We start from the raw sequence: 24,482 nt of genomic DNA, 5'->3' as shown, positions 1-24,482 counted from the left end.
GCGGGCGCACGGACCACAGGTTTCGGCCCGGCGTCGCGGCTTTCTGTAGGGACCCGACAGTGACACCCCCGAGCCACTGTCGGTGCCCGCTTGCCCGCGGCGATGGCGGGACCGATAGGTTTTCGATGAAGCCGCCTGTCGTGTCAGCTGTTCGGGCGGGTGGTCAGACCGAACGAAAGGGTGATCCGTTGAGCCGCTCGGTTCTCGTCACTGGAGGCAACCGGGGCATCGGCCTCGCCATCGCCCGCGCTTTCGCCGACAACGGCGACAAGGTCGCCGTCACGTACCGCTCCGGTGAGCCGCCGGCCGTCCTCAAGGAACTGGGCGTCCTGGCCGTCAAGTGCGACATCACCGACTCCGAGCAGGTGGAGCAGGCCTACAAGGAGATCGAGGACGCGCACGGCCCGGTCGAGGTCCTGATCGCCAACGCCGGCATCACCAAGGACACGCTCCTGATGCGGATGTCCGAGGAGGACTTCACCTCGGTCCTCGACACCAACCTCACCGGCACCTTCCGGGTCGTCAAGCGCGCCAACCGCGGCATGCTGCGCGCCAAGAAGGGCCGTGTCGTCCTCATCTCCTCGGTCGTCGGCCTCTACGGCGGCCCCGGCCAGGCCAACTACGCCGCCTCCAAGGCCGCCCTGGTCGGCTTCGCGCGCTCCCTCGCCCGTGAGCTGGGCTCGCGCAACATCACCTTCAACGTCGTCGCGCCGGGCTTCGTGGACACCGACATGACCAAGGTGCTCACCGACGAGCAGCGCGCCACCATCGTGTCGCAGGTGCCGCTCGGCCGGTACGCGGAGCCCGAGGAGGTCGCCGCGACGGTGCGGTTCCTCGCCTCGGACGACGCCTCGTACATCACTGGAGCCGTCATCCCCGTTGACGGCGGACTGGGAATGGGTCACTGATCACCATGAGTGGAATCCTTGAGGGCAAGCGCATCCTGATCACGGGTGTGCTGATGGAGTCCTCCATCGCCTTCCACGCGGCCAAGCTGGCCCAGGAGCAGGGTGCCGAGATCATCCTCACCGCGTTCCCGCGGCCCACGCTGACCGAGCGCATCGCCAAGAAGCTGCCGAAGCCCACCAAGGTCATCGAGCTCGACGTGACGAACGACGAGCACCTCGGCCGCCTTGCCGACCTCGTCGGCGAGGAGCTCGGCGGCCTCGACGGCGTCGTCCACTCCATCGGTTTCGCCCCGCAGGACGCGCTCGGCGGCAACTTCCTCAACACGCCGTTCGAGTCCGTCGCCACCGCCATGCACGTCTCCGCGTACTCCCTGAAGTCGCTGACCACGGCCTGCCTGCCGCTGATGCAGAACGGCGGCTCGGTCGTCGGCCTCACCTTCGACGCCCAGTACGCCTGGCCGCAGTACGACTGGATGGGCCCGGCCAAGGCCGCCCTGGAGGCCACCAGCCGCTACCTCGCGCGCGACCTGGGCAAGCAGAACATCCGCTGCAACCTGATCTCCGCCGGCCCGATCGGCTCCATGGCCGCCAAGTCCATCCCGGGCTTCAGCGACCTGGCCGCCGTCTGGGACCACCGCTCCCCGCTGGAGTGGGACCTCAAGGACCCGGAGCCGGCCGGCAAGGGCATCGTCGCCCTGCTGAGCGACTGGTTCCCCAAGACCACCGGCGAGATCATCCACGTGGACGGCGGCCTGCACGCCATCGGTGCCTGACCCGCACGCGCTCTTCGAGGCCCGCATCCCGCGAGGGGTGCGGGCCTCACCCGTTCGGCCCACCGGCCGGGTGATCACCTGCCGGGCGGCGCACCCTGGAGACGCGGCCGCGCACCCCGGTTGCGTGTGCACCGCGCGATGTCCCTCCCCAGCCCGGCCGAGGAGGTCCCCCTTGTGCGCCTTTCCCGCAGCCTGGCCCCGGTGACCCTGGCTCTCGCCCTCGTGGTGTCGCTGCCCTGCGACGCCGAGTCCCACACGCGCGTGCCGAACGGGCACGGGCCGGCCCCGCAGCTGTTCGGCGCGTCCTGCCGGACCACCGTCCGCGGCTCCCACGTGGTGGTCTACTGCCACAACCCCTACGTCGACACGGACCGGGTCCGGCTGCACATCGAGTGCGCCCAGTGGTGGGACATCGACACCGACGGCTCCCCGGTCGACACCGGCCCGGCGATGACCGTACGGCTCTCCGGCCGCTGCTGGAAGGACGTCCGCGCGGTGTGGATCAGTCACCAGAAGGTGGACTGAACCGGTCCGGACGGCACAGGAACGGGTAGCTCGCCGCCTCCTTCGCGGCCGCGTCCGCGTCGCCCGCGCGGATCGCCTCGACCAGCCGGGCGTGGTCCATGTACGACTGCGGCGTCAGCTCGGCGCCGACGTCCGCGCGCAGCCAGTCCCGCAGCACCTCGCCCAGGTCGGCGTACATCGCCGTCAGCACGTCGTTGTGCGAGGCGGCCACCACGGCGAGGTGCAGGGTCGCGTCCGCCGTCACGAAGGCCTCCGCGTCACCCGAGCGCCAGGCCTGCTCGCGGCGGGCCAGGAGGGCGTCGAGCTGCCCGAGGTCCTTCTCGGTGCGGCGTACCGCGGCCAGCCGGGCGGCCGACGACTCCAGGGTGGAGCGCAGCTCGGCGATGTGCCGGGGGTCGGCCTCGGCGAACCGGCGGTGCATCACTCCGGCCAGCTCACTGGTGGCCGCGACGTACGTCCCCGAGCCCTGGCGGATGTCCAGCAGGCCGTTGTGGGCCAGCGCCCGGACGGCCTCCCGGACGGTGTTGCGGGCCACCCCGAGCTGTTCGACCAGCTCCGGTTCGGTGGGGATGCGCGAGCCGACCGGCCACTCGCCCGAGGTGATCTGGTTCCGCAGCGCGGCGATGACCTGTTCGGACAGCGCCGAGCGGCGCGGATGGCTCAGAGGCATGACACACCTTCGCACGCGGGGGCCCGGCGGGAGCGGCCAGGCCCGCCCGGGGATGGACAACCATTCATCCCATGATTCTATGATGGGCCTCATGGCAGGCAAGAAGACCGGCACCACGACCTCTGAGGCACCCGAGGCACCCGAGACGGCCGAGGCAACCGATACGGCTGCGACAGCCGATACAGCACGCGCGACGGCATCCGGCGGCAGTCCCGCGTCCACGACCGCCACGCGCGCGTGGACGACACGGCTGGTCGTCGTCGGCATCGTGCTGTCCGCCGTCAACCTCCGGCCCGCCATCACCAGCCTCGGCGCGCTCCTGGAGGAGGTCCGCGACGGCCTCGGCATGAGCGGCAGCGTGGCCGGGGTGCTCACCTCCGTGCCCCCGCTCTGCTTCGCCGTCTTCGGCGTCATGGCCCCGCGCCTCGCCCGCCGCTTCGGTCCGGCGGCCGTGGTCTGCGCGGGCATGGCGGCCGTCGCGGCAGGCCTGCTGATACGGCCGTACGTCGGGAGCACCGCCGGGTTCCTGGCCGGCAGCGCGCTCGCGCTCATGGGCATCGCGGTCAGCAACGTGCTGATGCCGGTCATCGTCAAGCGCTGGTTCCCGGACCGGGTCGGCGCCATGACCGGCCTGTACTCGATGGCCCTGGCCGCCGGCACCTCGGTGGCCGCCGCGGTGACCGTGCCCCTGACCGACGCCCTCGGCGGCAGCTGGCGGACCGGGCTGGTGGTCTGGGCCGGGCTCGCCGCGGTCGCGGTGCTGCCCTGGGTTCCGCTGGTCAGGGCCCGGGGAACGGCGCCGGTCCCCGAGCCCGAGGCCGAGGCACGCGCGCGTGCGGAGCGCCGGCCGCCCGCCCTGCGGATCACCCGCAGCCGCACCGCCTGGGCGCTCGCCGTGTTCTTCGGGCTCCAGGCCACCGCCGCCTACATCACGATGGGCTGGATGGCGCAGATCTTCCGGGACGCGGGCGTCTCCGCGAGCACGGCGGGACTGCTGCTGGCCGTCACCATGGCGATGGGCGTTCCGCTGGCCTTCGTCATCCCCCGCGTGGCGACCCGGCTGCCGCACCAGGGCCCGATCGTGATCGCGCTCGGCGTCTGCGGCCTCGCCGGATACGCCGGCCTGTACCTCGCGCCCGCCGCCGGCGCCTGGGCCTGGGCCGTCCTGCTCGGCATCTCGAACTGCGCCTTCCCGCTGGCCCTCACCATGGTCGGGATGCGGGCCAGGACCGGCGCGGGCGTCGCCCAGCTCTCCGCCTTCGCCCAGAGCACCGGATACCTGATCTCGATCCCCGGCCCGCTGCTGGTGGGCGTGCTCTACCAGCACAGCGGCGGCTGGGGCCTGCCGATCGCCCTCATGGTCGGCCTGATGATCCCGCAGATGGCCGTCGGCGTCCTGGCGGGCCGGGACCGCACCGTGGAGGACGAGGCGACGGCCGCGGCCGCCTGAGCGCGCACCGGTCCCGCCGGCCCCGCCGCCCTCTCGGCCGCCCCCGCGCGCCGGCCCCACCGACCCCTGTCTGCCCCTGCCGACCCCTGTCCGCCCGTGTCGGCCGGCCCCCGTCCGCCGATGCCGGCCCGTGTCGCGGCCACCCCGCGCGGTCCTTCCGCTCCCCGGGGTGCCAGACTGACCCCATGCCAGTGCTCGACCCGAACCCCCAGAACGGTCAGAAGAAGATGCTGATCGTCTTCGGCTCGTTCTTCGCCATCTTCATCGTCATCGCCGTCATCGCGACCCTCGCGTCCCCCTGACCACAGCCGGCCACGGCCCCCGCGGCCGGCTGTGGGGCTAGCCCCACCATCCCCTAGGGGGTGAGGGTCAGGGTCAAGTGGGTGGATCACCGGATGGGGCGGCGGCCCCGGATTCCGTAGTTTCGAGGTGTGGCCGCGAGGGCGGCCGACAGACCCCGGAGACCAACGGAGGCGACCATGCCGGCCCCTACGCACACCCGGTCCCACCCGGCGACCCCGGGCAGCGTCGACATCCGGCTCCCCTGGTGGGCGCTCGCCCTTCCCGCGCTCGCCTTCGTCGCCCTGCTGATCCTCATACTGAACCCGGCGGACGCCCACGCGGCCACCGGCGACCCCGCCGTCACCCATCTTTTCGAGCGCGTCCAGCAGATCGTCACCCGCTAGCGCAGCCGACGGCTCGGCACCCGCGGACCGGGCGAAGCCGCATGTCAACTACCTGCGCCCGATGGCCTGTTTCATGCGAAGCTGGGTGCCATGAGCGTCGCAGAACCCCGCAGGATTGTCCTCTTCCGCCATGCGAAAGCCGACTGGCCACAGGTGACCGACCACGAGCGACCGCTCGCTGAGCGGGGCCGAATGGACGCCGCCGTCGCCGGACGCAAGCTCGCGGACACCGGCATGACCTTCGACCTGGCACTGTGCTCCACCTCCGTGCGTACCCGGGAGACCTGGAAGCTCGCCGTCCACGAGCTCGCGCACCGGCCGAAAACCGTCTATGAGGAGCGGGTGTACGAGGCCTCGCCCGGCGAGCTGATCGCCGTGCTCAACGAGGTGCCCGACGACGTACAGACCGTGATCCTCATCGGCCACAACCCCGGAGTGCACGGCGTCGCCGAGATCCTCGCGGGCGCCGCCGACGACGACGCCCGCGAACGGATGAACCGCCGGGGCTTTCCCGCCGCCGCCTTCGCCGTCCTGACGCACGAGGGCTCCTGGAAGACCCTGGAACCCGGTGTGGCCACGCTCGCGGACTACTGGGCGCCTTCCGAGTGACACGCGGGGCCGCCGCACCGCCACCGACGTGACACGCCGAGGGCCCGGCACCGTGGAGACCGGTGCCGGGCCCTTGTGACCGGCCCCTGGTGTTCCTGGGCGGCCGCGTCCGGGTCGGCCGCGTCCGGGCCGATCGGACGGCTCAGCTCTCGTCGTGGGTGTCCGCCGCCTCGACCTCTTCGCGGGTGACGCCCAGCAGGTACAGGACCGTGTCGAGGAACGGGAAGTTCACCGCGGTGTGCGCGGCCTCGCGGACCACCGGCTTGGCGTTGAAGGCGACACCGAGACCGGCCGCGTTCAGCATGTCCAGGTCGTTGGCCCCGTCACCGATGGCCACCGTCTGCACCAGCGGCACACCCGCCTCGGCGGCGAACCGGCGCAGCAGCCGCGCCTTGCCCGCCCGGTCCACGATCTCGCCGGTCACCCGGCCGGTCAGCTTCCCGTCGACGATCTCCAGCGTGTTGGCCTGGGCGAAGTCCAGCCCCAGCCGCTCCTTCAGGTCGTCGGTGACCTGGGTGAAACCGCCCGAGACGACCCCGACTTGGTAGCCGAGCCGCTTCAGCGTACGGATCAGGGTCCGCGCGCCCGGCGTCAGCCGGACCTCGGCGCGCACCTTCTGCACGACCGACTCGTCCAGCCCCTTCAGCAGCGCCACGCGCGCGTGCAGCGACTGCTCGAAGTCCAGCTCGCCGCGCATCGCGGCCGCCGTCACCTCGGCGACCTGGTCCTCGCAGCCGGCGTGCGCCGCGAAGAGCTCGATCACCTCGTCCTGGATGAGCGTCGAGTCCACGTCCATGACGACCAGCCGCTGGGCCCGCCGGTGCAGGCCCGCCGAGACCACCGCGATGTCCACGCCGAGCTCGGCCGCGTCGGAGGCCAGGGCGGTGCGCAGCGGTTCGGTCTCCACGCCGGACACCGCGAACTCGACCGCCGTCACCGGGTACTTGGCGAGCCGGAAGATACGGTCGATGTTGCCGCCGGTCTTGGCGATCCGGGCGGCGATGGCGGCCGTCGACTCGGCGGTCAGCGGGTGGCCGAGGACGGTGACCAGGGAACGGCCGAGGCCGCGCGGGCGGTTGTCGCCGTGGCCGGAGATGATCTCCGCCTGCATCTTCATCGACTCGGCCCAGCTGTGCACGGTCGCCCTGAGGTCGCCCTCAAGGCCCGCCGGGGGCTGGGTCACGAGCGCGCACAGCACCAGGCGGCCACGCGTGACGACCTGCTCGATGTCGACCACGTCGACCATGTAGGCGGCAAGCGTGTCGAAGAGGCCGGCCGTGATGCCCGGCCTGTCCTTGCCGAAAATCTTGACGAGGAGAGTGGGGACCTCGGAGGTCTGCGGATCGCTCATGGTGTAACCAAGGTAACCGGCACCCAGTGCCTGCGGCGCAGGTGGTCCGCCTGACGGACACGGAACAATAGGTGTCGGGCCGGTGTCGGACGCCTTGCCTCCGCCCTACGGGCGAACGTGCGTGCGATGTATACGGCCGGGGCCGAGGTGCATCCCGCCGCGTCTTCGCACACGGTCCAGCGCCGTGACATGCGCGTGGCGGACACCGGGACATGCGTGTGGCGACCGCCGCGCCCCGTACGCGGCGGTCGCCTTGACGCGCGGACGACGCAGCGAACCCGCGCCGGTGGCGTGGCGTGGCGAACCGCGCCGGGTGGCGCCGTGCGCCACGTGGAGCACGCGATCTGCGTGGCCGCCGCCACCCGGCCCGGCGACCCACCCGCCGGGTCTACCCACGGGGCCGCCTGGGCGGCGGCGGAGACGGCGGGGGAGGCGGCGGGGGAGGAGGCGGCGGGGGCGGGGGCCCGGCGCCCGGACCGCTCTGGGGCCCGTCGGGTCGCCGTGCGCCCGGCCTGGGCCGCGGGGAGCGAGGGGGCGGATCGAAGGGGCGCGCCATGGTGGGAGCGCCGTACACGTCGCCCGAGCCGGACCGCGGTACGTCGGAGGGGCCGCCGCCCGACCCGCTCTTCTCCGGCGCGCGACGGTCGTCGTCCGCCGGGGGCGGTGCGCCCGGCGGACGACGACCCGGGACGGCGGAACCGCCCGGCGGTGCCGTCCCCGCCCCCTGCGCCGCACCGGACCGGGCCCCTCGGCCGCCGGTCTCCCGCAGTTCCTCCGGCACCCGGAGATACGGGTTCGTGTTCGGATTGGGCGGCCGATACGGCGTACCCGGCGCGTAGGGACCCGTCGTCCCGCTCCCCACCCGCCCCGGAGCCCAGTCGGCGCCCGCACCGGCGGGCCCGCCGCCCGCCGCGCTGTCACCCAGTGCCAGCGGAGCCGCCCGTGACCCCGCCGCCCCGGTCGCCCACGCCAGCAGCGCCCCCGCGGCCCCCGCGGCCGCGCCCCAGGCCCCGCCGAGCAGCAACGCCATCCCCAGCTGCCCGTGCAGCTGGATCCCCGCCCCGAACGCGTCGAAGCCCAGCACCGACAGCGAGGCGTCCACCGACACGTCCGCCAGCCAGGCCAGCAGCGGCAGCGTGAGCGCGGTGGCGATCCCCAGTCGTACGGCACACCGCCCGGCGAAACCGAGCGCACCGGCCGAGCCGCCCGTCCGGCTCGCCGGAGTCCGCCCCGCCGGAGTGTTCCCCACCGGCGTCCGGACCGCCGTGAACACCCCGGCCAGCAGCATGAGCAGGGCCGCCGCGACCCCCAACAGCCACACCCGTCCGTCCAGGCCGGCCAGATGGCCCAGCGTCACCGACTGGTCGGACTTCGAGTTCAGGAGCTCGTCGAGGGGGTGCGGCAGGAACATGGTCAGGACGCCCGTGGCCCGGCCGTCGAAGGGGACGAAGAGCCCGATCGGGATGCCGAGCCAGACGCCGTTCGGGGCGCCGAGCAGGGCCGCGCCCAGGATCCGGGCCGGATGCGGGTCGCCGATCGCCGCGTAGGCCGCCGCCGCCCAGCCGGCCGCCACGGCCACCAGCATCACCGTCACCAGCGCCGAGGCCGCCGGCCGTACCACCCGGTGCACAGCCGCCCAGCCGCGCGGCAGCGGGGTCCGGCGCGAGGCCAGCAGGGCGATCAGCAGGATGCCCACCGACCAGCCGAGGCCGCCGAGCAGGGTCGCCGCCGTGTCCACGGTGAAGCCGACCGCGGCGTTCGCGTTCGCGAGGTCGCCGAGGCGGTCCGGGAGCAGCCCGCCGATGTCACCGATGCCGGGGATCTTCAGCCCGCCGCCGCTTCCGCCGCCCGGGAGTTTGTCCAGGCCGAGCGCGCCGCCGTCGATCGTCACGACGGAGTGACCCGCCCAGGCCAGTCCGCCGAGCATCGCCACGAACAGCGCCACCACCGAGCCCGCGCGGGCCAGCAGTTCGGCCGGCGCGATCACAACTCCGGCCGTGCGCAGGGACCGTAAGAAGAACCATGACAAAAGGAGCGCACCGACCAGGCTCACGCCCAGTGGCGTGATCTCGATGGCCGTGGTGGCCTGCGCCCCCTTCAGGCCGAAAGCGGACAGATCTCCGTCCGGGGTGACCGAACCACCCGCCCCGAGCGCCACAACGGCCGCGGTCATCGGGCCCAGCGAGCCCGCCGCGTCGGCCCGCAGCAGATGCAGACCCAGCGCCGCCGTACCCGCCATTCCGATCAACGCCCAGCTCACGGCGGCTATCGAGGACAGCAGGATGTCGGCCCACGGCAGTCGCCCGCCGCGCCCCGTGCGTTCGACTCCCGTACCTGACGCATCAGCACTCATGGCAGACCCCCCGATCCGCGGGCGCACCGGACCACTCCGTCGCGCTTGTCCCCCTCGCGTGGATTACCACTCTCCGGGCCGGTTTCAACCCCGTCAACGGAAAGAGTTGAAGCGCTCGTCCGAGGCCTCCACAAGGCCCGGCTTTCGGTCAGAGGGCCGAGCCTGAAATAGTTCCCGACGATGTTCGACATCCCTAGACTCCCTGTGATGGGGGTAACTCGGGGGACTACTCATGGGGCTTGGAGTGCCGGAACTCGTACTGGAATCAAACGGACGCACCTGGACGCTCGATCCGTCCAGGTCATACACCCTCGGACGCGATCCGCAGGGGGACATCGTGTTCGACGACGCCAGGGTCTCCTGGCGGCACGCCACGATCAGCTTCGACGGCCGCAGTTGGGTCATCGAGGACCACGGCAGTACCAACGGCACCTTCGTGCAGAGCCAGCGGGTCCAGCGGTCGGAGATCGGTCCGGGCTCGGCCGTCCATCTCGGCAACGCGAACGACGGACCGCGCCTCGGCCTCTCCGGCGCCGCGGCCGCCGTCGCCCGACCGCAGCCCCAGCAGCAGCCGTTCGCGGCGCAGGGCGCGGGCGGCGCGGGCTGGTCCCAGCCGCCGGCTCCGCAGCCGTCGGCCGCGCAGCAGCCGGCTCCGCAACAGGGCTGGCAGCAGGCCCCGTCGGCGATCCCGCAGCAGCAGGGCGCCCCGGCCATGGCCTCCGGCGGTGGCGCGGGGGCGCCGCCGGTCTACGGCGACCGCAGCCCGACCACGTTCCACCAGTTCTCCATCGGCCGCGTGATGCGCATCGGCCGTGCCCTGGACAACGAGCTGGTGGTTTCCGACCTGCAGGTCTCTCGGCACCACGCGGAGTTCCACTCCGCGCCCGGCGGCCGCATGGAGATCCGCGACCTCGGCTCGCACAACGGCACGTACGTCAACGGCATGCCGATCGCCAAGAGCGGCAGCGCGCTGCTCGACGCGGACGACATCGTGGGCGTCGGACACTCCACCTTCCGGATCGTCGGCGACCGGCTTGAGGAGTTCGTCGACACCGGTGAGGTCTCCTTCTCCGCACGCCATCTGACCGTCACGGTCGACGGTGGCAAGCAGATCCTGAGAGACGTCTCCTTCGGCGTCCCGGAGAAGTCCGTGATCGCGGTCATCGGCCCCTCGGGATCCGGCAAGTCGACCCTGCTCAAGGCGCTCACGGGCTACCGCCCCGCCAACGAGGGCGAGGTGCTGTACGACAACCGCAACCTGTACAAGCAGTTCGCGGAGCTGCGCCAGCGCATCGGTCTGGTCCCGCAGGACGACATCCTGCACAAGGAGCTGACGGTCAAGAAGGCCCTCAAGTACGCGGCCAAGCTGCGCTTCCCCGCCGACACCACGGCCGAGGAGCGCGAGGCCCGCATCGACGAGGTGCTGCGCGAGCTGAAGCTCGACGTCCACAAGGAGAAGAAGGTCACCTCCCTCTCCGGCGGCCAGCGCAAGCGCGTGTCGGTGGCCCTTGAGCTGCTCACCAAGCCGTCGCTGATCTTCCTCGACGAGCCCACCTCGGGCCTCGACCCGGGCATGGACCGCGATGTCATGCAGCTGCTGCGCGGCCTCGCCGACGACGGCCGCACGGTCCTCGTCGTCACCCACTCGGTGGCCGAGCTGGCGCTGTGCGACAAGCTCCTCGTGATGGCACCGGGCGGCGCGGTCGCCTACTTCGGGCCGCCGGAGGAGGCGCTGAACTTCTTCGGCTACGACACCTGGGCCGACGTCTTCTCCGCCTTCGAGAACTACCGCGACTACGACTGGGCGGGCCGCTGGAAGGGCTCGCAGCACTACCAGATGTACGCCGCGGACATCGACGCCGTTGCCCCGCAGGCCGTACAGATGCCTGCGATGCAGGCGTTGAAACCGCCCAAGCCGCAGGGCTGGCTGTCGCAGTTCGGCACGCTCGTGCGTCGGTATGTGTCGGTGATCGCCTCCGACAAGGGCTTCCTGGCCCTCACGGTGATCCTGCCGCTCGTCCTCGGCTCGGTGAGCCTGCTGATCGACTCGGGCAAGGACCTGCTGGTCAACACCGAGATCAATCCGACGACCCAGCAGCCCGTCCCGAACGGCACGGCCACCACGGTCCTGCTGATCCTGGCGGTCGGCGCCTGCTTCGCCGGTGCCGCGAACTCCGTCCGCGAGCTGATCAAGGAACGGGTCATCTACGAGCGGGAGCGCGCGACCGGCCTCTCCCGCTCCGCGTACCTGATGTCCAAGGTCTTCGTGCTCGGTATCGTCACGGTCCTGCAGGGACTGCTGGTCGGCGTCATCGGCTTCGCCAGCCGGAAGATCCCGGCGGAGGGCGTGGTCTTCGGGCACCTCACGCTCCTGGAGCTCTGCCTGCCGGTCATGGCGCTGGGCTTCACCTCGATGATGTTCGGCCTGGTCATGTCGGCCCTGGTGAAGACCTCCGAGAAGACCATGCCGCTGCTGGTCATGTTCGCGATCATCCAGGTGGTCTTCACCGGCTGCCTGTTCGCCCTGAACGGCGCGGTCGGCGTCAACCAGTTCTCGTACCTGATGCCGTCGCGCTGGGCCGTCGCCGCCGCGGGCGCCACCCTGGACTTCAACGGGATCGCCCCGCCCGGCAAGGGCAAGCCCGACGACCCGCTGTGGGCGCACACGGCCGGCGCCTGGACCCTGGACATGGTCGCCCTGCTCGCCCTCGGAGTGGTCTGCGCCTTCCTCGTGGCCCGCTTCCTGCGCCGCCACGAGCCCGAGGTCATGCGGAAGTAGCACGCCGGTGCCCGTAGGACGCCCGAAGGGCGGCACCCCGCAGTGGGGTGCCGCCCTTCGGCATGTGCGTGAAGAGGTCCGCGCAGGCCTCAGTACGCGCTGTTGACGTTGTCCATCGAGCCGTACCGGTGGGCGGCGTAGTTGCAGGCGGCCGTGATGTTGGCGACCGGGTCGTAGATGTTCCACGAGGTGCCGGCCACGTGGTAGGTGGCGAAGGTCGGCGGGATGACCTGGAGCAGACCCTTGGAGGGGATGCCGTTGATGGCGTTGATGTCCCAGTTGTTGATGGCGTTGGGGTTGCCGGAGGACTCCCGCATGATGTTGCGGTACAGGCCGTTGTAGGAGCCCGGGATGCCCTTGGAGTGCATGATGTCCAGGGACTGGCGGATCCAGCCGTCGAGGTTGTTGCTGTAGGTCTTCGCGGCGACCGGCTGGAGCTGCGGGCGCTGCGCGGACCGGCTGGCGGCCTGCTGGGCGGCGCGCTTGGCGGCGGCCTTCTTGGCGGCGGCCTTCTTGACGGCGGCGGCGTGCTTCACGTGGGCCGCGTGCAGCTTCTTCGCGTGGGCCTGCTTCACGTGGGCGACGTGGGCCGCGTGGACCTTCTTCACGTGGGCCACGTGCAGCTGGTGGGCGGAGGCCTTCTTCTTGGCGGCGATGGCCTCGACCTTGACGTTCTGCAGGGCCAGCTGGTCGGTGACCTTGCCCGTGACGTTCTTGACCTGCGCGGCGGCCTGGGGGGTACCGGACGCGATCGTCTCGGCGCTGCTGGGCACCGCCGAGAAGGCGAGGGCGGCGGCGCCGAGCGTGGCGACACCGGCGAGCGCGATCTTGTGGTGCTTGGTCAGCGTGGGACTGTGAGCGTGCTTGGGCATGGCAGTGGACCTCTTCGAATAGCGCGGAGTCGCTCGTTGTCCGTGGGGGGAGACCGGCTCCTCCTGCACGAACACCGCCGGGGGAACCCGCGGTGCTGAGCGACGGCTGCCATTCTTAGCGGCCGCAAAATGCTGTGGCAAAGGTGTGACGTACGATCCCCGGTAGTGGAGCCCGGATGGGCAAATCGGGACAGACTAGAACGTCTGCCCCGTTCGCGCCGTGACTGTTTATCTCCTATGTCCGTTCGTACGTGATGTGCGCCCTATGTGCGGCCTCACATCGGCCGCACATGAATCTCACCGCTAGTTGCTGGCGCAATGCTCTGTGTGAGGGGCCTGCTCCGGGAGGATGAGGTGCACGTCGCCGAACTCGTGCCACAGGTAGAGACCGTGCACCGCCTCCTCGTAGCTGCGGTCGACGGCCGGCCGCCCGGCGACCGCCTCCAGCATCAGCAGATGCGAGGCCTCCGGCTCGTGCAGCCCGGTCAGCAGCCCGTCCACCACCCGCACCCCGCGCTCCGGCGTCACGACGAGCTCCGTCCACCCCTCGGCCGCCCGCACCACCCCGTCGGGCCCGGCGGCCGACTCCACGGCCCGCACGGCGGTCGTCCCGACGGCGATCACCCGGCCGTCGCCCGCCCTCACGTTGTTGATGAGCCGCGCCGACGCCTCCGGCACGGCGAACCGCTCCGGATACGGCGGCTCGTGCGCCTCCGCCGACGACACCCCCGTATGCAGGGTGATCGGCGCGAACTGCACCCCCCGGCTCACCAGCTCCGCCACCAGCCGCGCGGTGAAGGGCCGCGCCGCGCTCGGCATCTCCGCACTGCCCGCCCCGTCCGGCGACGGCAGCGCGAACACCGTCTGGTAGACGGACAGCGGCTGGTCCCGCTCCGTGTACGAGTAACGGATGGGCCGCCCGTGCTCCCGCAGCACCCCGCACACGTCCACCGAGGCCCGCGCCCACCACAGCCGCTCGCCCTGCTCGCTCAGCGGCTCCTCCAGGACCAGCCGCCCGCCCCCGGGCAGCCGCACCCCAGTACCCGCGCGCGTACCCGCACGCGCGCGTGTGGTGCCGTTCCCGTCCGGCTCCCGCAGTTCGACCGCCCACCGCCCGTCGTCCCCGCGCGCGGAGAAGTGCACCACCACGCGCGCGTGCCCGCTCCGCCCGGTCACGGCGGCCGCCAGCGTCGGCGAGGTGTTCACCACCAGCAGGTCCCCGGCCCGCAGCAGGCACGGCAGCTCGGCGAAGGCGTGATGCGACACCGCCGTCCCGCGCGACACCAGCAGCCGTACGGCATCCCGTTCGAGACCCGGCCCGCGCTGCTCGGCCGGCACCCGCGCGGACAGTTCGTCGGGCACCCGCACCACCGTCGTCATCGCCCCTCCACCAGGGCCGGCGCCCCGTACCGCCCGCTCGCCGGCCGCTCCTCCAGCAGCCGCAGGAAGGCCGGTACGACACTCACCGGTGCCGGCCGCGGATCGTCGTCGTCCGGTACGGCAGCCGCGTACAGGCCGGTCGCCATGTCCCCGGGATCCACCGCCCACACCCGCAGCCCCGGCTCCTCCACACCGAGCACCGCCGCCAGCTGGTCCAGGGCCGCCTTCGAGGCGCCGTAGCCGCCCCAGGTCTCGTACGCCTCGGCGCCCGCGTCCGAGCTGACCGTGACCACCGCGCCGGCCGCCGACTCCCGCAGCAGCGGCAGCGCCTCCTGGACCAGGCCCAGCGCGGCCACCACGTTCACCTCCAGCGCCCGGCGCAGGCCCGCCAGGGGCAGCTCGCCCAGGCGCACCAGCGGCTCGGCGCCCAAGGCGCTGGCGTTGCTCACCAGCAGGTCGACCCCGCCCAGCTCCCGCGCGGCGGCCACCAGGTCGGCCCGGTGCCCGGCGTCCGTGACATCGCCGGGCAGCGCCGCCACCCGCGTCCCGTGCTCCGCGACGGCCTCCGCCGCCTCCTTCAGTACCCCGGCCCCTCTGGCGTCCAGCACCAGATCCCAGCCGCGTGCGGCCAGCGCCTCGGCCAGCGCCCTCCCCAGCCCCTTCGAGGCCCCCGTGATGATCGCTACCGGCATGACAACCGTCCCCTCGGCTCGTCCGCCCGCGTCGGCGGTGATCCCAACGTAGGAACCGGACCGCCCCGGCCGCCTCGGACGCGGGCCGCAACCGGGCGGGGTCCTTCGGACTAAGCCGCGGGTCCGGGCCGCGCGCCCTAGGTCCCGGGACCTACGGCCGACGGCCCGGACCCGGCCGCCGTCGGCCCGATCCGCGCGGTCGGACCCCGCCGGTACCGTGAGGACATGAGTCAAGGTCCCCGGTCCGGCCTGGCGGCGGTGAGTTCCGCGCTGCTGGCCATGAGCAGGCATCTGGAGGTGCGCGACGTCCTCAAGACGATCGTCGCCTCCGCCCGCGAGCTGCTCGACGCCCAGTACGCCGCGCTCGGGGTCCCGGACGACCACGGAGGCTTCGCCCAGTTCGTCGTGGACGGCGTCACCGACGCCCAGTGGAAGGCCATCGGCCCGCTCCCGCGCCAGCACGGCATCCTCGCCGCGATGCTGCGCGAGGCGAAGGTCGAGCGGCTGGCCGACGTCCGCGCGGACCCCCGCTTCGAGGGCTGGCCCTCGGCCCACCCCGACATGTCCGACTTCCTGGGCCTGCCGATCCGGGACGGCGACGAGGTCATCGGCGCGCTGTTCCTCGCCAACAAGCTGCGTTCCGTGGAGGGGCACCCCCCACGGACCCCGTGCCCGAAGCCCGAGAGCGGCTGCGGCTTCACCGCCGAGGACGAGGAACTCCTCTCCATCCTCGCCCAGCACGCGGCCATCGCCCTCACCAACGCCCGCCTCTACGAGCGCAGCCGCGAGCTGACCATCGCCGAGGAGCGCTCCCGGCTCGCGCACGAGCTGCACGACGCGGTGAGCCAGAAGCTCTTCTCGCTCCGCCTGACCGCGCAGGCCGCCGCCGCCCTGGTCGACCGCGACCCCTCGCGTGCCAAGGGCGAGCTGCACCAGGTCGCCGTGCTCGCCGCCGAGGCCATCGACGAACTGCGCGCCGCCGTCGTGGAGCTGCGCCCCGCCGCCCTCGACGAGGACGGCCTGCTCGCCACCCTGCGCACCCAGGTCCAGGTCCTCGACCGCGCCCACACCGCGCGCGTGACCTTCGCCGCGAGCGGATTCCGCGCCCTGCCCGCCGCCCAGGAGGAGGCACTGCTCCGGGTGGCCCAGGAGGCCCTGCACAACGCGCTCAGGCACGCCGGGGCGGAACATGTCGACGTGACGGTCAACCGGCGCGGCGGCGGAGCCGTCCTGCGGGTCACCGACGACGGCAGCGGCTTCGACCCGCACCTCACCCGGCGCGCCGGGCGCCACCTCGGCCTGGTCTCCATGCGGGACCGGGCGAGCGGCGTCGGCGGCACGCTGACCGTGGAATCGGCGCCCGGCAAGGGCACCACGATCGAGATGGAGGTCCCCGGTGGCTGACGCAATCCGGGTGCTGCTGGTCGACGACCACCAGGTCGTCCGCCGTGGCCTGCGCACCTTCCTGGAGGTGCAGGACGACATCGAGGTCGTCGGCGAGGCCGCCGACGGCGCCGAAGGGGTCGAGCGCGCCCAGGAGCTGACCCCCGACGTCGTCCTCATGGACGTCAAGATGCCCGGCCTGGACGGCGTGGCGGCGCTGCGCAGGCTCCGCGAACTCGACAACCCCGCGCGCGTGCTGATCGTCACCAGCTTCACCGAACAGCGCACGGTGGTCCCGGCCCTGCGCGCGGGCGCCGCCGGATACGTCTACAAGGACGTCGATCCCGACGCGCTCGCCACCGCCATCCGCTCGGTGCACGCCGGGCACGTCCTGCTGCAGCCCGAGGTGGCCGGCGCCCTGCTCTCCCAGGAGGAGGCCAACTCCGGCCAGGGCAGGGGCGGTTCACTCACCGAACGGGAGCGCGAGGTGCTCGGGCTGATCGCCGACGGCCGCTCCAACCGGGAGATAGCACGCGCCCTGGTGCTCTCCGAGAAGACCGTCAAGACGCACGTCTCGAACATCCTGATGAAACTCGACCTCGCCGACCGCACCCAGGCCGCCCTGTGGGCCGTTCGCCACGGCGTGACCGGCTGAAACGCCCTCCGCAACGCTTCACCGGCGGCAACATAGAGGGTCGTCCTACGGGCTGAGATTCATACCGTCGTGGGAATGTCACCCGGACGGCGCATCCTCGTCGCGGCCGCCGCCGTTCTTCAGTGCGTGCTGCGGCGACCGCCGTGGCGATCGCCAAGGAGGGCTCAAGAAGTGAAGAACCTGAAGAAGGCAGCGGCCGTGACGATGGTGGCCGGCGGGATCGTGGCCGCGGGCGCGGGGCTGGCCTCCGCCCACACCGGCGGTGCCGCCGCGGCTGGCGCGGCCCACGGTTCTCCGGGCGTCGTCTCGGGCAACGTCATCCAGGTCCCGGTGGACGTCCCGGTCAACGTGTGCGGCAACAGCGTCAACGTCATCGGCGTTCTGAACCCCGCGTTCGGCAACTCCTGCCTCAACCACTGACACCGCGCCGCACGGCGGCATCGACCTCCGGCCTTCCGGGCGCCCCGGAAGGCCGGTCGGCTTGCCCGCGGTCGGGAAGCACCCCGAAGGGGGCGCTGGGGGTCCCCCGGCCGAAGGCTGGGGGAGGAACTGCGCGACCAGCCACGACGTTGCCGCGCACGACCGACGACATCCCGCGCCACTTCGCGGCATCCCCAGCGAAGGGCTCAGCGCCCCCGCTCACGCTCCTCCACAACGGAGTTGTACGCCGCGACCTGCGCGCGCCGGGCCGTCCGCTCCACCGGGCGCAGCGCCAGCGACCGCGCCGCCATCTCCGACGCGCTCACCGCCCCGCCGTGTCCGTTGTCGTACGCCAGCGAGACCAGCAGCCCCACCCGCTGCGCCAGCTCCAGCACCCGTACCGCCCGCGGCGGATACCCCGGGGCCAGCACCTCCCGGCCCCGCTCCGCACGCGCCCGGTACGCGTCGATCGCCGCCTCCGCCACCGGCCCCGACCCGGCGACATCCAGCTTCGACAGCACCTCCGTCGCGTCCCGCAGCGCCTCGGCCAGCTCGCGCTCCGCCTCGCCGAGCGACGGCACGTCGGCCGGCGGCGCCTCCCGCACCGGCAGCACATGCCAGACCACCTCGACATGCACATCGCCTGCGGGCCCGGCCTCGTACACCTCCGGCACCAGGCCGAACGCGGCGCCGTGGCAGATAACCGCCTCCTCGGCCTCCAGCGCCCGCGCGTTGAACTCCGGCGGCCCGCTCAGCCCCAGCGGATGCCCCGACGCCGGCAGCGCGACCCGCAGCCCGGTCGCCCCCAGCGTCCGCAGCCGCCCCAGCGCCAGCGTGAGCCCGACCGGAGCGGACTCACCGGGCAGCCCCTCCACCCGGTGCACCGCATCCTCACCGACGATGGCGAGCACGGCGTCGTCCGGAGAGACAAGTCCGGCCAAAAGGGCGTTTCCCCAAGCGGTGAGGCGTCCTGAACGCGGTTCCGAGAGCATGCCCCCACCCTAAGGACAGGACCGATGGAATGGAGCGGCGCACTCGTGGCGTAGATTTCATGAGGGCTGCGCCCACCGGCGCCGCCACCCGGGCCACAGGCGTACGCGACAGCCGAGAACGGCGACACTGCAAGGGGAGACAACGCGCTCATGAGCGATGTTCTGGAGCTTCAGGACGTATCCGTGGTCCGGGAGGGCCGGGCTCTGGTGGACCAGGTCTCCTGGTCGGTGAAGGAGGGCGAGCGCTGGGTCATCCTCGGCCCCAACGGCGCCGGCAAGACCACCCTCCTCAACGTCGCCTCCAGCTACCTCTTCCCCAGCAAGGGCACCGCCACCATCCTCGGCGACACCCTCGGCAAGGTCGACGTCTTCGACCTGCGCCCGCGCATCGGCATGGCCGGCATCGCCATGGCCGAGAAGCTCCCCAAGCGCCAGACCGTCCTGGAGACCGTGCTCACCGCCGCCTACGGCATGACCGCCCACTGGCAGGAGGAGTACGACGAGGTCGACGAGCAGCGCGCCCGCGCCTTCCTGGACCGCCTCGGCATGACCGAGTACGTGGACCGGAAGTTCGGCACCCTCTCCGAGGGCGAGCGCAAGCGCACCCTGATCGCCCGCGCCCTCATGACCGACCCCGAGCTCCTCCTCCTCGACGAGCCCGCCGCGGGCCTCGACCTCGGCGGCCGCGAGGACCTGGTCCGCCGCCTCGGCCGGCTCGCCCGTGACCCGATCGCCCCCTCCATGATCATGGTCACCCACCATGTCGAGGAGATCGCCCCCGGCTTCACCCACGTCCTGATGATCCGCCAGGGCAAGGTCCTCACCGCCGGCCCGCTGGAGCTCGAACTCAGCTCCCGCAACCTCTCCCTCTGCTTCGGCCTCCCGCTCGTCGTCGAGCAGCTCGGCGACCGCTGGACCGCCCACGGACTGCCCCTGTCCTGACGGCTCCTGACGGTTCCTGACGGACCCAGACCCGGCAAAGCACTCTGTCGGGGTCGGCACCCCCGGCCCTACCATGACTATGTGAACAGCATCGACGCATGGGTGTGGTGGCTCGTCGTCGCGGCGGCGCTCGGAATCCCGCTCGTGGTGACCGCCATGCCGGAATTCGGCATGTTCGCGGTCGGCGCCGTGGCCGCCGCCGTTACCGCCGGGCTCGGCGCGGGCACTGTCATCCAGGTGCTCGTCTTCGTCGTCGTCTCGGTCGCGCTGATCGCCGTCGTACGGCCCATCGCGAACCGGCACGCCGCCCAGCGCCCGCAACTCGCCACCGGCGTCGACGCGTTGAAGGGCAGACAGGCCGTCGTACTCGAACGCGTCGACGGCGGCGCGGACGGACGGATCAAGCTCGCCGGCGAGATCTGGTCGGCACGCTCCCTCCACCCGGACCGCGCCTACGAAGTGGGCCAGGAAGTCGACGTCGTGGAGATCGAGGGGGCCACGGCGATTGTCATCTGACCTCGTAAGACTCAACTGAACAGAAGAGTCCCCGAGTTGCGCGTGCGTCTGTCAGACTCATCCAGCAAGATCTTCAACAACCATAAGATCTGCCGAAGCGCCGAGGCGGAGAAGGGTACGGGGAGCGACGATGGAACCGGTCATCATCGTCCTGGTCATTCTGGTGGTGTTGGTCTTCATCGCCCTGATCAAGACGATCCAAGTCATCCCACAGGCGAGCGCCGCCATCGTCGAGCGCTTCGGCCGCTACACGCGGACCCTGAACGCGGGCCTGAACATCGTGGTCCCGTTCATCGACACCATCCGCAACCGCATCGACCTGCGTGAACAGGTCGTACCGTTCCCGCCGCAGCCGGTGATCACCCAGGACAACCTGGTCGTGAACATCGACACCGTCATCTACTACCAGGTGACGGACGCCCGCGCGGCCACCTACGAGGTCGCCAGCTACATCCAGGCCATCGAGCAGCTCACGGTCACCACGCTCCGCAACATCATCGGCGGCATGGACCTGGAGCGCACCCTGACCTCCCGCGAGGAGATCAACGCGGCCCTGCGCGGCGTCCTCGACGAGGCCACCGGCAAGTGGGGCATCCGCGTCAACCGCGTCGAACTCAAGGCGATCGAGCCGCCGACCTCCATCCAGGACTCGATGGAGAAGCAGATGCGCGCCGACCGTGACAAGCGCGCCGCGATCCTCACCGCGGAAGGCACCCGCCAGGCGGCGATCCTCACCGCCGAGGGCGAGAAGCAGTCCCAGATCCTGCGCGCCGAGGGCGAGGCCAAGGCGGCGGCCCTGCGCGCCGAGGGCGAGGCCCAGGCGGTCCGTACGGTCTTCGAGGCGATCCACGCCGGCGACCCGGACCAGAAGCTCCTCTCCTACCAGTACCTCCAGATGCTCCCGAAGATCGCCGAGGGCGACGCCAACAAGCTCTGGATCGTCCCCAGCGAGATCGGCGACGCCCTCAAGGGCCTCTCCGGCGCGATGGGCAACTTCGGCTCCCTGGGCGGCGGTTCCAACAACGGCGGCGGCAACGTCCCCGCCCAGGAACGCCGCGAGAAGCCGAACATCGACTGAGGGTCACTGAAGACAAACGTTCCCCGCGCCCACCTTCTTCTCAGGGGCGCGGGGAACTGCGCGACAAGCCACAACACGGCCGTACTCGCCCGGCAAGCTCAGCCAGGCACACGACTAGGCGGCGACATCCCCCGCCAGCCACTCGGGAAGCGCCGCCAGATCCTCGGCCCCCATCGCCAACAGCATCGCGTCCTGCGGCGAAGGCTCGAACGGCTTCCGAAGCAGCGGCATCCCGGCCTGCTCCGGCGTCCGGTCCGCCTTGCGGTGATTGTCCTCCGCGCAGGACGCCACCGTGTTCAGCCAGGAGTCCGCCCCGCCCTGAGCCCGCGGCACCACATGGTCCACGGTCGTCGCCCGCTTCCCGCAGTACGCGCACCGGTGCCGGTCCCTGACCAGCACCCCCCGCCGCGACCACGGCGCCTGTCTCCGGAAGGGCACCCGTACATACCTGCACAGCCGTATGACCCGGGGCGCAGGTATGTCCACCTCGGCACCGCGCATGCGCAGCTCGGGGTGGGCCTGCTCGACGACGGCCTTGTCCTGGAGCACCAGAACAACGGCGCGGTTCAACGTCACCGTAGACAGCGGCTCGAAGCTCGCGTTCAGCACCAGCGTGTCACGCATCCAGCCCACCTCCCATGTGCACCGTGCCCACCGTCGGCGGGCGTGGATCAACTCTGGACGGGCGCGCCGAGATGGACAACGCAATAAAAACTGCCCGCCCCTGATCACTTCCATGACCAGAGACGGGCAAACGTTCAATGAACGCTCAGCTGATTTCGCGCACCGCGTCAGCCCTGTTCGGGGTTCTCGTACTCCCCGATGAGCTGCGCCCGCGCGATCGCGTGGAACCGCAGGTTGAACCCGACGACGGCAGGCGACACGTCGGCGTCCGGACCGAGCTTCTCCTGGTCCACCGCGTACACCGTGAAGACGTACCGGTGCGGCCCGTCCCCGGGCGGCGGCGCGGCACCGCCGAAGTCCTTCGACCCGTAGTCGTTGCGCACCTGCACCGCGCCCTCGGGCAGCCCCTCGAACTTGCCGCTGCCCGCGCCCGCCGGCAGCTCGGTCACCGAGACCGGGATGTCGAACAGGACCCAGTGCCAGAACCCGCTGCCCGTGGGGGCGTCCGGGTCGTAGCAGGTCACGGCGAAGCTCTTGGTCCCGTCCGGGAAGCCCTCCCACCGCAGCTGCGGCGAGACGTTCCCCTTCGCGTAGACCTGAGCGTCCTTGAGCGTCGCCCCTTCCACGATGTCCTCGCTCGTCACCGTGAACGACGGGACGGGCGGATGGAAGTCATGGGGGAGAGGCCGCCGCTTGAGCTCGGTCACCTCGGTACCTCCTGATCGGTACTGATCGATTACGGAGCCCGCTACGGAATCCGCGGTTCCCGAGCCTAGAACCAGTTGCGCTTGCTGCCGACCTCGGACAGCCACTGGTTGAGATACGCCGCCCAGTCGGTCCCGTGGAAGTCGTGCAGACCCACCTGGAACGACCGGAACGTGTCACTGCCCTCGCTGAACAGCCCCGGCTTCTTGTCCATTTCGAGGATGACGTCCATGGCGTGCGCGTCCGCCACGAAGCTCAGCTCGACCTGGTTCAGCCCCCGGTACTGGGACGGCGGGTGGAACTCGACCTCCTGGTAGAACGGCAGCGTCTGCCGGGTCCCCCGGATGTGCCCCTTCTCCAGGTCCGCGTTCCTGAACCGGAAGCCCAGCTGGATGAAGGCGTCCAGGATCGCCTTCTGCGCCGGCAGCGGATGCACGTTGACCGGGTCCAGGTCCCCGGAGTCGACGGCACGCGCGATCTCCAGCTCGGTGGTCACCCCGATGTGCATCCCGCGCAGCGCCTGCCCGTCGATCATCGTGACGGGCGTCTCCCACGGGATCTCCAGCCCGAACGGCACCGCGTGCACGGCCCCGGCCTGCAGCTCGAAGGCACCGCCGAGCCGCACCTTGCCGAAGCCGATGTTCTCCTTGTACTCCTCGTCGCCGCGCTCCACCTCGACACGCGCCTGGAGCCCCACGGACAGACCCTGGATCTCCTGGTTCACCGAGCCGCCCTGGATCCGCACCTCGCCCTGGACGACACCGCCCGGTACGACGTTCACCTCGGTGAGCACCGTCTCGACGGACGCCCCGCCGGCCCCCAGGCTCGCGAGCAGCTTCTTGAACCCCATGACTCTCCCTCTACTACGTACGGACTACTGGGTACGGACCCTTGATCCCTACAAACGCGATCCGGTCACCACCGGTTCCGGCCCACACCCTGGCAAGCAGACGAATCCTTGACCAGCCCTTGGCGTCTCCGGTCTGGACTAGGCTCGGACGCCATGATCGTGCCCCCGGACCGTACGCCACTCCCGAGAAGCTTCTTCGACCGCCCTGTCCTGGAGGTCGCCCCGGACCTCCTCGGCCGCACCCTCCTCCGCACCACCCCGGACGGCCCGATCGCGGTGCGCCTCACAGAGGTGGAGGCGTACGACGGCCCGAACGACCCCGGCTCGCACGCCTATCGCGGCCGCACCCCCCGCAACGACGTGATGTTCGGTCCGCCCGGACACGTGTACGTCTACTTCACCTACGGCATGTGGTTCTGCATGAACCTCGTCTGCGGCCCGGAGGACACCCCGTGCGCGGTCCTGCTCCGCGCCGGAGAGATCATCGAGGGCGCCGAGCTCGCGCGCAAACGTCGACTTTCGGCCCGATACGACAGAGAACTGGCCAAAGGGCCGGCCCGCCTGGCCACCGCCCTGGGCGTCGACCGGACCCTGGACGGCACCGACGCGTGTGCCGTCGGCGAGACCCCGCTGCGGATACTGACCGGCACCCCCGTCCCCTCCGACCAGGTACGCAACGGTCCGCGGACCGGAGTCGCCGGCGAGGGAGGCGACGGCGACGTCCATCCCTGGCGCTACTGGGTCGCCAACGACCCCACCGTGAGCCCCTATCGGGCCCATGTACCGAGGCGCCGCTCAAGTTGACGCGTCCCTGGAAGGTGCGTAATGTAGCCCGAGCCGCTGAACCGGGTACGGCAATCGCCAGCAACCGGAAGTGGCCACCCACTACCTACGACTTCCCCTGACGGGGTCGATTTCGGCATGCCTGCATGCCCGAATTCGAACTCACGGAACTCGATTATGAGTCCCGGCGGGAATCGGCTAACGTAGTGAATGTCGAAAGGCCGACGAGCGAAAGCCGGAAAGCCCGAAGACAAACCCGCTGACTGGGAATCAGACGCCGAAAGGATCTGATAGAGTCGGAACCGCCGGAAAGGGAAACGCGAGAGCGGGAACCTGGAAAGCACCGAGGAAATCGGGTCGAGAAAAGATCTGATAGAGTCGGAAACGCAAGACCGAAGGGAAGCCCGGAGGAAAGCCCGAGAGGGTGAGTACAAAGGAAGCGACCGTTCCTTGAGAACTCAACAGCGTGCCAAAAGTCAACGCCAG

At 71.3% G+C, this 24,482-nt stretch carries 26 protein-coding genes; 15 read left to right on the top strand and 11 right to left on the bottom strand.

The window, feature by feature from the left end; translation table 11 throughout:
* Positions 1-188: 188 nt before the first annotated feature.
* The 3 genes from fabG to ACFZB3_RS20025 all read left to right on the top strand — a co-directional run bounded on the left by fabG (position 189) and on the right by ACFZB3_RS20025 (position 2,206).
* Positions 189-908, top strand: a complete 720-nt coding sequence (gene fabG / locus ACFZB3_RS20035; RefSeq protein WP_384030692.1) for a 3-oxoacyl-[acyl-carrier-protein] reductase — start codon at positions 189-191, stop codon at positions 906-908.
* Positions 909-913: 5 nt separating this feature from the next.
* Complete coding sequence (gene fabI / locus ACFZB3_RS20030) at positions 914-1,681, top strand: enoyl-ACP reductase FabI (RefSeq protein ID WP_391376982.1); 768 nt, start codon at positions 914-916, stop codon at positions 1,679-1,681.
* Positions 1,682-1,855: 174 nt separating this feature from the next.
* Positions 1,856-2,206 carry a hypothetical protein gene (locus tag ACFZB3_RS20025; RefSeq protein WP_391376981.1) on the top strand — a complete coding sequence of 117 codons (351 nt, stop codon included), beginning with the start codon at positions 1,856-1,858 and terminating at the stop codon, positions 2,204-2,206.
* On the opposite strand, the gene ACFZB3_RS20020 is transcribed toward ACFZB3_RS20025, so the two are convergent.
* Entirely contained in the window at positions 2,184-2,876 is a 693-nt protein-coding gene (locus ACFZB3_RS20020) for an FCD domain-containing protein (protein WP_391376980.1), read from the bottom strand. The genes ACFZB3_RS20025 and ACFZB3_RS20020 overlap by 23 nt on opposite strands.
* 79 nt (positions 2,877-2,955) lie before the next feature.
* On the opposite strand from ACFZB3_RS20020, the gene ACFZB3_RS20015 reads away from it, so the two are divergent.
* From ACFZB3_RS20015 to ACFZB3_RS20000, 4 genes are all read left to right on the top strand, one after another.
* Positions 2,956-4,326: a CynX/NimT family MFS transporter gene (locus tag ACFZB3_RS20015; protein ID WP_391376979.1), complete on the top strand. Its 1,371-nt coding sequence runs from the start codon at positions 2,956-2,958 to the stop codon at positions 4,324-4,326.
* A 185-nt stretch (positions 4,327-4,511) separates the two neighbouring features.
* Entirely contained in the window at positions 4,512-4,628 is a 117-nt protein-coding gene (locus ACFZB3_RS20010) for an SGM_5486 family transporter-associated protein (protein WP_089107830.1), read from the top strand.
* 177 nt (positions 4,629-4,805) lie between these two features.
* Positions 4,806-5,012, top strand: a complete 207-nt coding sequence (locus tag ACFZB3_RS20005) for a hypothetical protein (RefSeq protein ID WP_391376978.1) — start codon at positions 4,806-4,808, stop codon at positions 5,010-5,012.
* 90 nt (positions 5,013-5,102) lie between these two features.
* Positions 5,103-5,621: a histidine phosphatase family protein gene (locus ACFZB3_RS20000; RefSeq protein ID WP_391376977.1), complete on the top strand. Its 519-nt coding sequence runs from the start codon at positions 5,103-5,105 to the stop codon at positions 5,619-5,621.
* A 142-nt stretch (positions 5,622-5,763) separates the two neighbouring features.
* Here ACFZB3_RS20000 and serB read toward each other — a convergent pair whose 3' ends face one another.
* Both serB and ACFZB3_RS19990 read right to left on the bottom strand, forming a co-directional pair.
* Positions 5,764-6,972 carry a phosphoserine phosphatase SerB gene (serB, locus tag ACFZB3_RS19995; RefSeq protein WP_391376976.1) on the bottom strand — a complete coding sequence of 403 codons (1,209 nt, stop codon included), beginning with the start codon at positions 6,970-6,972 and terminating at the stop codon, positions 5,764-5,766.
* Positions 6,973-7,360: 388 nt separating this feature from the next.
* Positions 7,361-9,325 (bottom strand): streptophobe family protein, encoded by a 1,965-nt coding sequence (locus ACFZB3_RS19990; protein WP_391376975.1) that lies wholly within the window; start codon positions 9,323-9,325, stop codon positions 7,361-7,363.
* 244 nt (positions 9,326-9,569) lie between these two features.
* On the opposite strand from ACFZB3_RS19990, the gene ACFZB3_RS19985 reads away from it, so the two are divergent.
* Entirely contained in the window at positions 9,570-12,104 is a 2,535-nt protein-coding gene (locus ACFZB3_RS19985; protein WP_391377807.1) for an FHA domain-containing protein, read from the top strand.
* An 89-nt stretch (positions 12,105-12,193) separates the two neighbouring features.
* Here ACFZB3_RS19985 and ACFZB3_RS19980 read toward each other — a convergent pair whose 3' ends face one another.
* From ACFZB3_RS19980 to ACFZB3_RS19970, 3 genes are all read right to left on the bottom strand, one after another.
* Entirely contained in the window at positions 12,194-12,976 is a 783-nt protein-coding gene (locus ACFZB3_RS19980; RefSeq protein WP_391376974.1) for a transglycosylase SLT domain-containing protein, read from the bottom strand.
* Positions 12,977-13,279: 303 nt separating this feature from the next.
* Positions 13,280-14,356: an S-adenosylmethionine:tRNA ribosyltransferase-isomerase gene (locus ACFZB3_RS19975; protein ID WP_391376973.1), complete on the bottom strand. Its 1,077-nt coding sequence runs from the start codon at positions 14,354-14,356 to the stop codon at positions 13,280-13,282.
* The gene (locus ACFZB3_RS19970) at positions 14,353-15,048 is read right to left on the bottom strand and encodes an SDR family NAD(P)-dependent oxidoreductase (RefSeq protein WP_391376972.1); all 696 of its coding nucleotides are present in this window, start codon (positions 15,046-15,048) and stop codon (positions 14,353-14,355) included. Before ACFZB3_RS19970 ends, ACFZB3_RS19975 begins: the two co-directional genes overlap by 4 nt.
* Before the next feature lie 225 nt (positions 15,049-15,273).
* Here ACFZB3_RS19970 and ACFZB3_RS19965 point away from each other — a divergent pair, with 225 nt between their 5' ends.
* The 3 genes from ACFZB3_RS19965 to ACFZB3_RS19955 all read left to right on the top strand — a co-directional run bounded on the left by ACFZB3_RS19965 (position 15,274) and on the right by ACFZB3_RS19955 (position 17,506).
* The gene (locus ACFZB3_RS19965) at positions 15,274-16,452 is read left to right on the top strand and encodes a GAF domain-containing protein (RefSeq protein ID WP_391376971.1); all 1,179 of its coding nucleotides are present in this window, start codon (positions 15,274-15,276) and stop codon (positions 16,450-16,452) included.
* A complete protein-coding gene (locus tag ACFZB3_RS19960) occupies positions 16,445-17,086 on the top strand; it encodes a response regulator transcription factor (RefSeq protein ID WP_351705757.1) in 642 nt (213 codons plus the stop codon). Before ACFZB3_RS19965 ends, ACFZB3_RS19960 begins: the two co-directional genes overlap by 8 nt.
* A gap of 171 nt (positions 17,087-17,257) precedes the next feature.
* Positions 17,258-17,506 carry a chaplin family protein gene (locus ACFZB3_RS19955; protein ID WP_391376970.1) on the top strand — a complete coding sequence of 83 codons (249 nt, stop codon included), beginning with the start codon at positions 17,258-17,260 and terminating at the stop codon, positions 17,504-17,506.
* A 206-nt stretch (positions 17,507-17,712) separates the two neighbouring features.
* On the opposite strand, the gene ACFZB3_RS19950 is transcribed toward ACFZB3_RS19955, so the two are convergent.
* Positions 17,713-18,498 carry a hypothetical protein gene (locus tag ACFZB3_RS19950; protein WP_391376969.1) on the bottom strand — a complete coding sequence of 262 codons (786 nt, stop codon included), beginning with the start codon at positions 18,496-18,498 and terminating at the stop codon, positions 17,713-17,715.
* 150 nt (positions 18,499-18,648) lie between these two features.
* Here ACFZB3_RS19950 and ACFZB3_RS19945 point away from each other — a divergent pair, with 150 nt between their 5' ends.
* The 3 genes from ACFZB3_RS19945 (at position 18,649) to ACFZB3_RS19935 (ending at position 21,034) form a co-directional block, all read left to right on the top strand.
* Positions 18,649-19,440 carry an ATP-binding cassette domain-containing protein gene (locus tag ACFZB3_RS19945; RefSeq protein ID WP_391376968.1) on the top strand — a complete coding sequence of 264 codons (792 nt, stop codon included), beginning with the start codon at positions 18,649-18,651 and terminating at the stop codon, positions 19,438-19,440.
* An 81-nt stretch (positions 19,441-19,521) separates the two neighbouring features.
* The gene (locus ACFZB3_RS19940; protein ID WP_391376967.1) at positions 19,522-19,956 is read left to right on the top strand and encodes an NfeD family protein; all 435 of its coding nucleotides are present in this window, start codon (positions 19,522-19,524) and stop codon (positions 19,954-19,956) included.
* A 130-nt stretch (positions 19,957-20,086) separates the two neighbouring features.
* Positions 20,087-21,034, top strand: a complete 948-nt coding sequence (locus tag ACFZB3_RS19935; RefSeq protein WP_391376966.1) for an SPFH domain-containing protein — start codon at positions 20,087-20,089, stop codon at positions 21,032-21,034.
* A 114-nt stretch (positions 21,035-21,148) separates the two neighbouring features.
* Here ACFZB3_RS19935 and ACFZB3_RS19930 read toward each other — a convergent pair whose 3' ends face one another.
* The 3 genes from ACFZB3_RS19930 to ACFZB3_RS19920 form a co-directional block, all read right to left on the bottom strand.
* Positions 21,149-21,658, bottom strand: a complete 510-nt coding sequence (locus ACFZB3_RS19930) for an HNH endonuclease (RefSeq protein WP_391376965.1) — start codon at positions 21,656-21,658, stop codon at positions 21,149-21,151.
* Between the two features lie 167 nt (positions 21,659-21,825).
* Entirely contained in the window at positions 21,826-22,365 is a 540-nt protein-coding gene (locus tag ACFZB3_RS19925; protein WP_384052139.1) for a YbhB/YbcL family Raf kinase inhibitor-like protein, read from the bottom strand.
* 65 nt (positions 22,366-22,430) lie between these two features.
* Positions 22,431-23,213 carry a sporulation protein gene (locus ACFZB3_RS19920; RefSeq protein ID WP_391376964.1) on the bottom strand — a complete coding sequence of 261 codons (783 nt, stop codon included), beginning with the start codon at positions 23,211-23,213 and terminating at the stop codon, positions 22,431-22,433.
* Between the two features lie 153 nt (positions 23,214-23,366).
* On the opposite strand from ACFZB3_RS19920, the gene ACFZB3_RS19915 reads away from it, so the two are divergent.
* On the top strand, positions 23,367-24,017 hold the full coding sequence (locus ACFZB3_RS19915) for a DNA-3-methyladenine glycosylase (protein ID WP_391376963.1): 651 nt from the start codon (positions 23,367-23,369) through the stop codon (positions 24,015-24,017).
* A gap of 249 nt (positions 24,018-24,266) precedes the next feature.
* On the opposite strand, the gene ACFZB3_RS19910 is transcribed toward ACFZB3_RS19915, so the two are convergent.
* On the bottom strand, positions 24,267-24,482 hold a 216-nt coding region (locus tag ACFZB3_RS19910; RefSeq protein ID WP_388718458.1), incomplete at its 5' end, for a hypothetical protein.

Source organism: Streptomyces sp. NPDC008092 (genome assembly GCF_042957285.1).
Classification (GTDB): domain Bacteria; phylum Actinomycetota; class Actinomycetes; order Streptomycetales; family Streptomycetaceae; genus Streptomyces.
Note: the sequence above shows the minus strand (reverse complement) of the source record. Positions and strands in the feature narration are given on the sequence as shown.

Excerpts from the sequence above, each read along its gene's own strand:
- fabI (WP_391376982.1), top strand. The coding sequence starts at position 914 with ATGAGTGGAATCCTTGAGGGCAAGCGCATCCTGATCACGGGTGTGCTG.
- ACFZB3_RS20020 (WP_391376980.1), bottom strand. The coding sequence starts at position 2,876 with ATGCCTCTGAGCCATCCGCGCCGCTCGGCGCTGTCCGAACAGGTCATC.
- ACFZB3_RS20015 (WP_391376979.1), top strand. The coding sequence starts at position 2,956 with ATGATGGGCCTCATGGCAGGCAAGAAGACCGGCACCACGACCTCTGAG.
- ACFZB3_RS20010 (WP_089107830.1), top strand. The coding sequence starts at position 4,512 with ATGCCAGTGCTCGACCCGAACCCCCAGAACGGTCAGAAGAAGATGCTG.
- ACFZB3_RS20005 (WP_391376978.1), top strand. The coding sequence starts at position 4,806 with ATGCCGGCCCCTACGCACACCCGGTCCCACCCGGCGACCCCGGGCAGC.
- ACFZB3_RS20000 (WP_391376977.1), top strand. The coding sequence starts at position 5,103 with ATGAGCGTCGCAGAACCCCGCAGGATTGTCCTCTTCCGCCATGCGAAA.
- serB (WP_391376976.1), bottom strand. The coding sequence starts at position 6,972 with ATGAGCGATCCGCAGACCTCCGAGGTCCCCACTCTCCTCGTCAAGATT.
- ACFZB3_RS19990 (WP_391376975.1), bottom strand. The coding sequence starts at position 9,325 with ATGAGTGCTGATGCGTCAGGTACGGGAGTCGAACGCACGGGGCGCGGC.
- ACFZB3_RS19980 (WP_391376974.1), bottom strand. The coding sequence starts at position 12,976 with ATGCCCAAGCACGCTCACAGTCCCACGCTGACCAAGCACCACAAGATC.
- ACFZB3_RS19975 (WP_391376973.1), bottom strand. The coding sequence starts at position 14,356 with ATGACGACGGTGGTGCGGGTGCCCGACGAACTGTCCGCGCGGGTGCCG.
- ACFZB3_RS19970 (WP_391376972.1), bottom strand. The coding sequence starts at position 15,048 with ATGCCGGTAGCGATCATCACGGGGGCCTCGAAGGGGCTGGGGAGGGCG.
- ACFZB3_RS19965 (WP_391376971.1), top strand. The coding sequence starts at position 15,274 with ATGAGTCAAGGTCCCCGGTCCGGCCTGGCGGCGGTGAGTTCCGCGCTG.
- ACFZB3_RS19950 (WP_391376969.1), bottom strand. The coding sequence starts at position 18,498 with ATGCTCTCGGAACCGCGTTCAGGACGCCTCACCGCTTGGGGAAACGCC.
- ACFZB3_RS19945 (WP_391376968.1), top strand. The coding sequence starts at position 18,649 with ATGAGCGATGTTCTGGAGCTTCAGGACGTATCCGTGGTCCGGGAGGGC.
- ACFZB3_RS19935 (WP_391376966.1), top strand. The coding sequence starts at position 20,087 with ATGGAACCGGTCATCATCGTCCTGGTCATTCTGGTGGTGTTGGTCTTC.
- ACFZB3_RS19930 (WP_391376965.1), bottom strand. The coding sequence starts at position 21,658 with ATGCGTGACACGCTGGTGCTGAACGCGAGCTTCGAGCCGCTGTCTACG.
- ACFZB3_RS19920 (WP_391376964.1), bottom strand. The coding sequence starts at position 23,213 with ATGGGGTTCAAGAAGCTGCTCGCGAGCCTGGGGGCCGGCGGGGCGTCC.
- ACFZB3_RS19915 (WP_391376963.1), top strand. The coding sequence starts at position 23,367 with ATGATCGTGCCCCCGGACCGTACGCCACTCCCGAGAAGCTTCTTCGAC.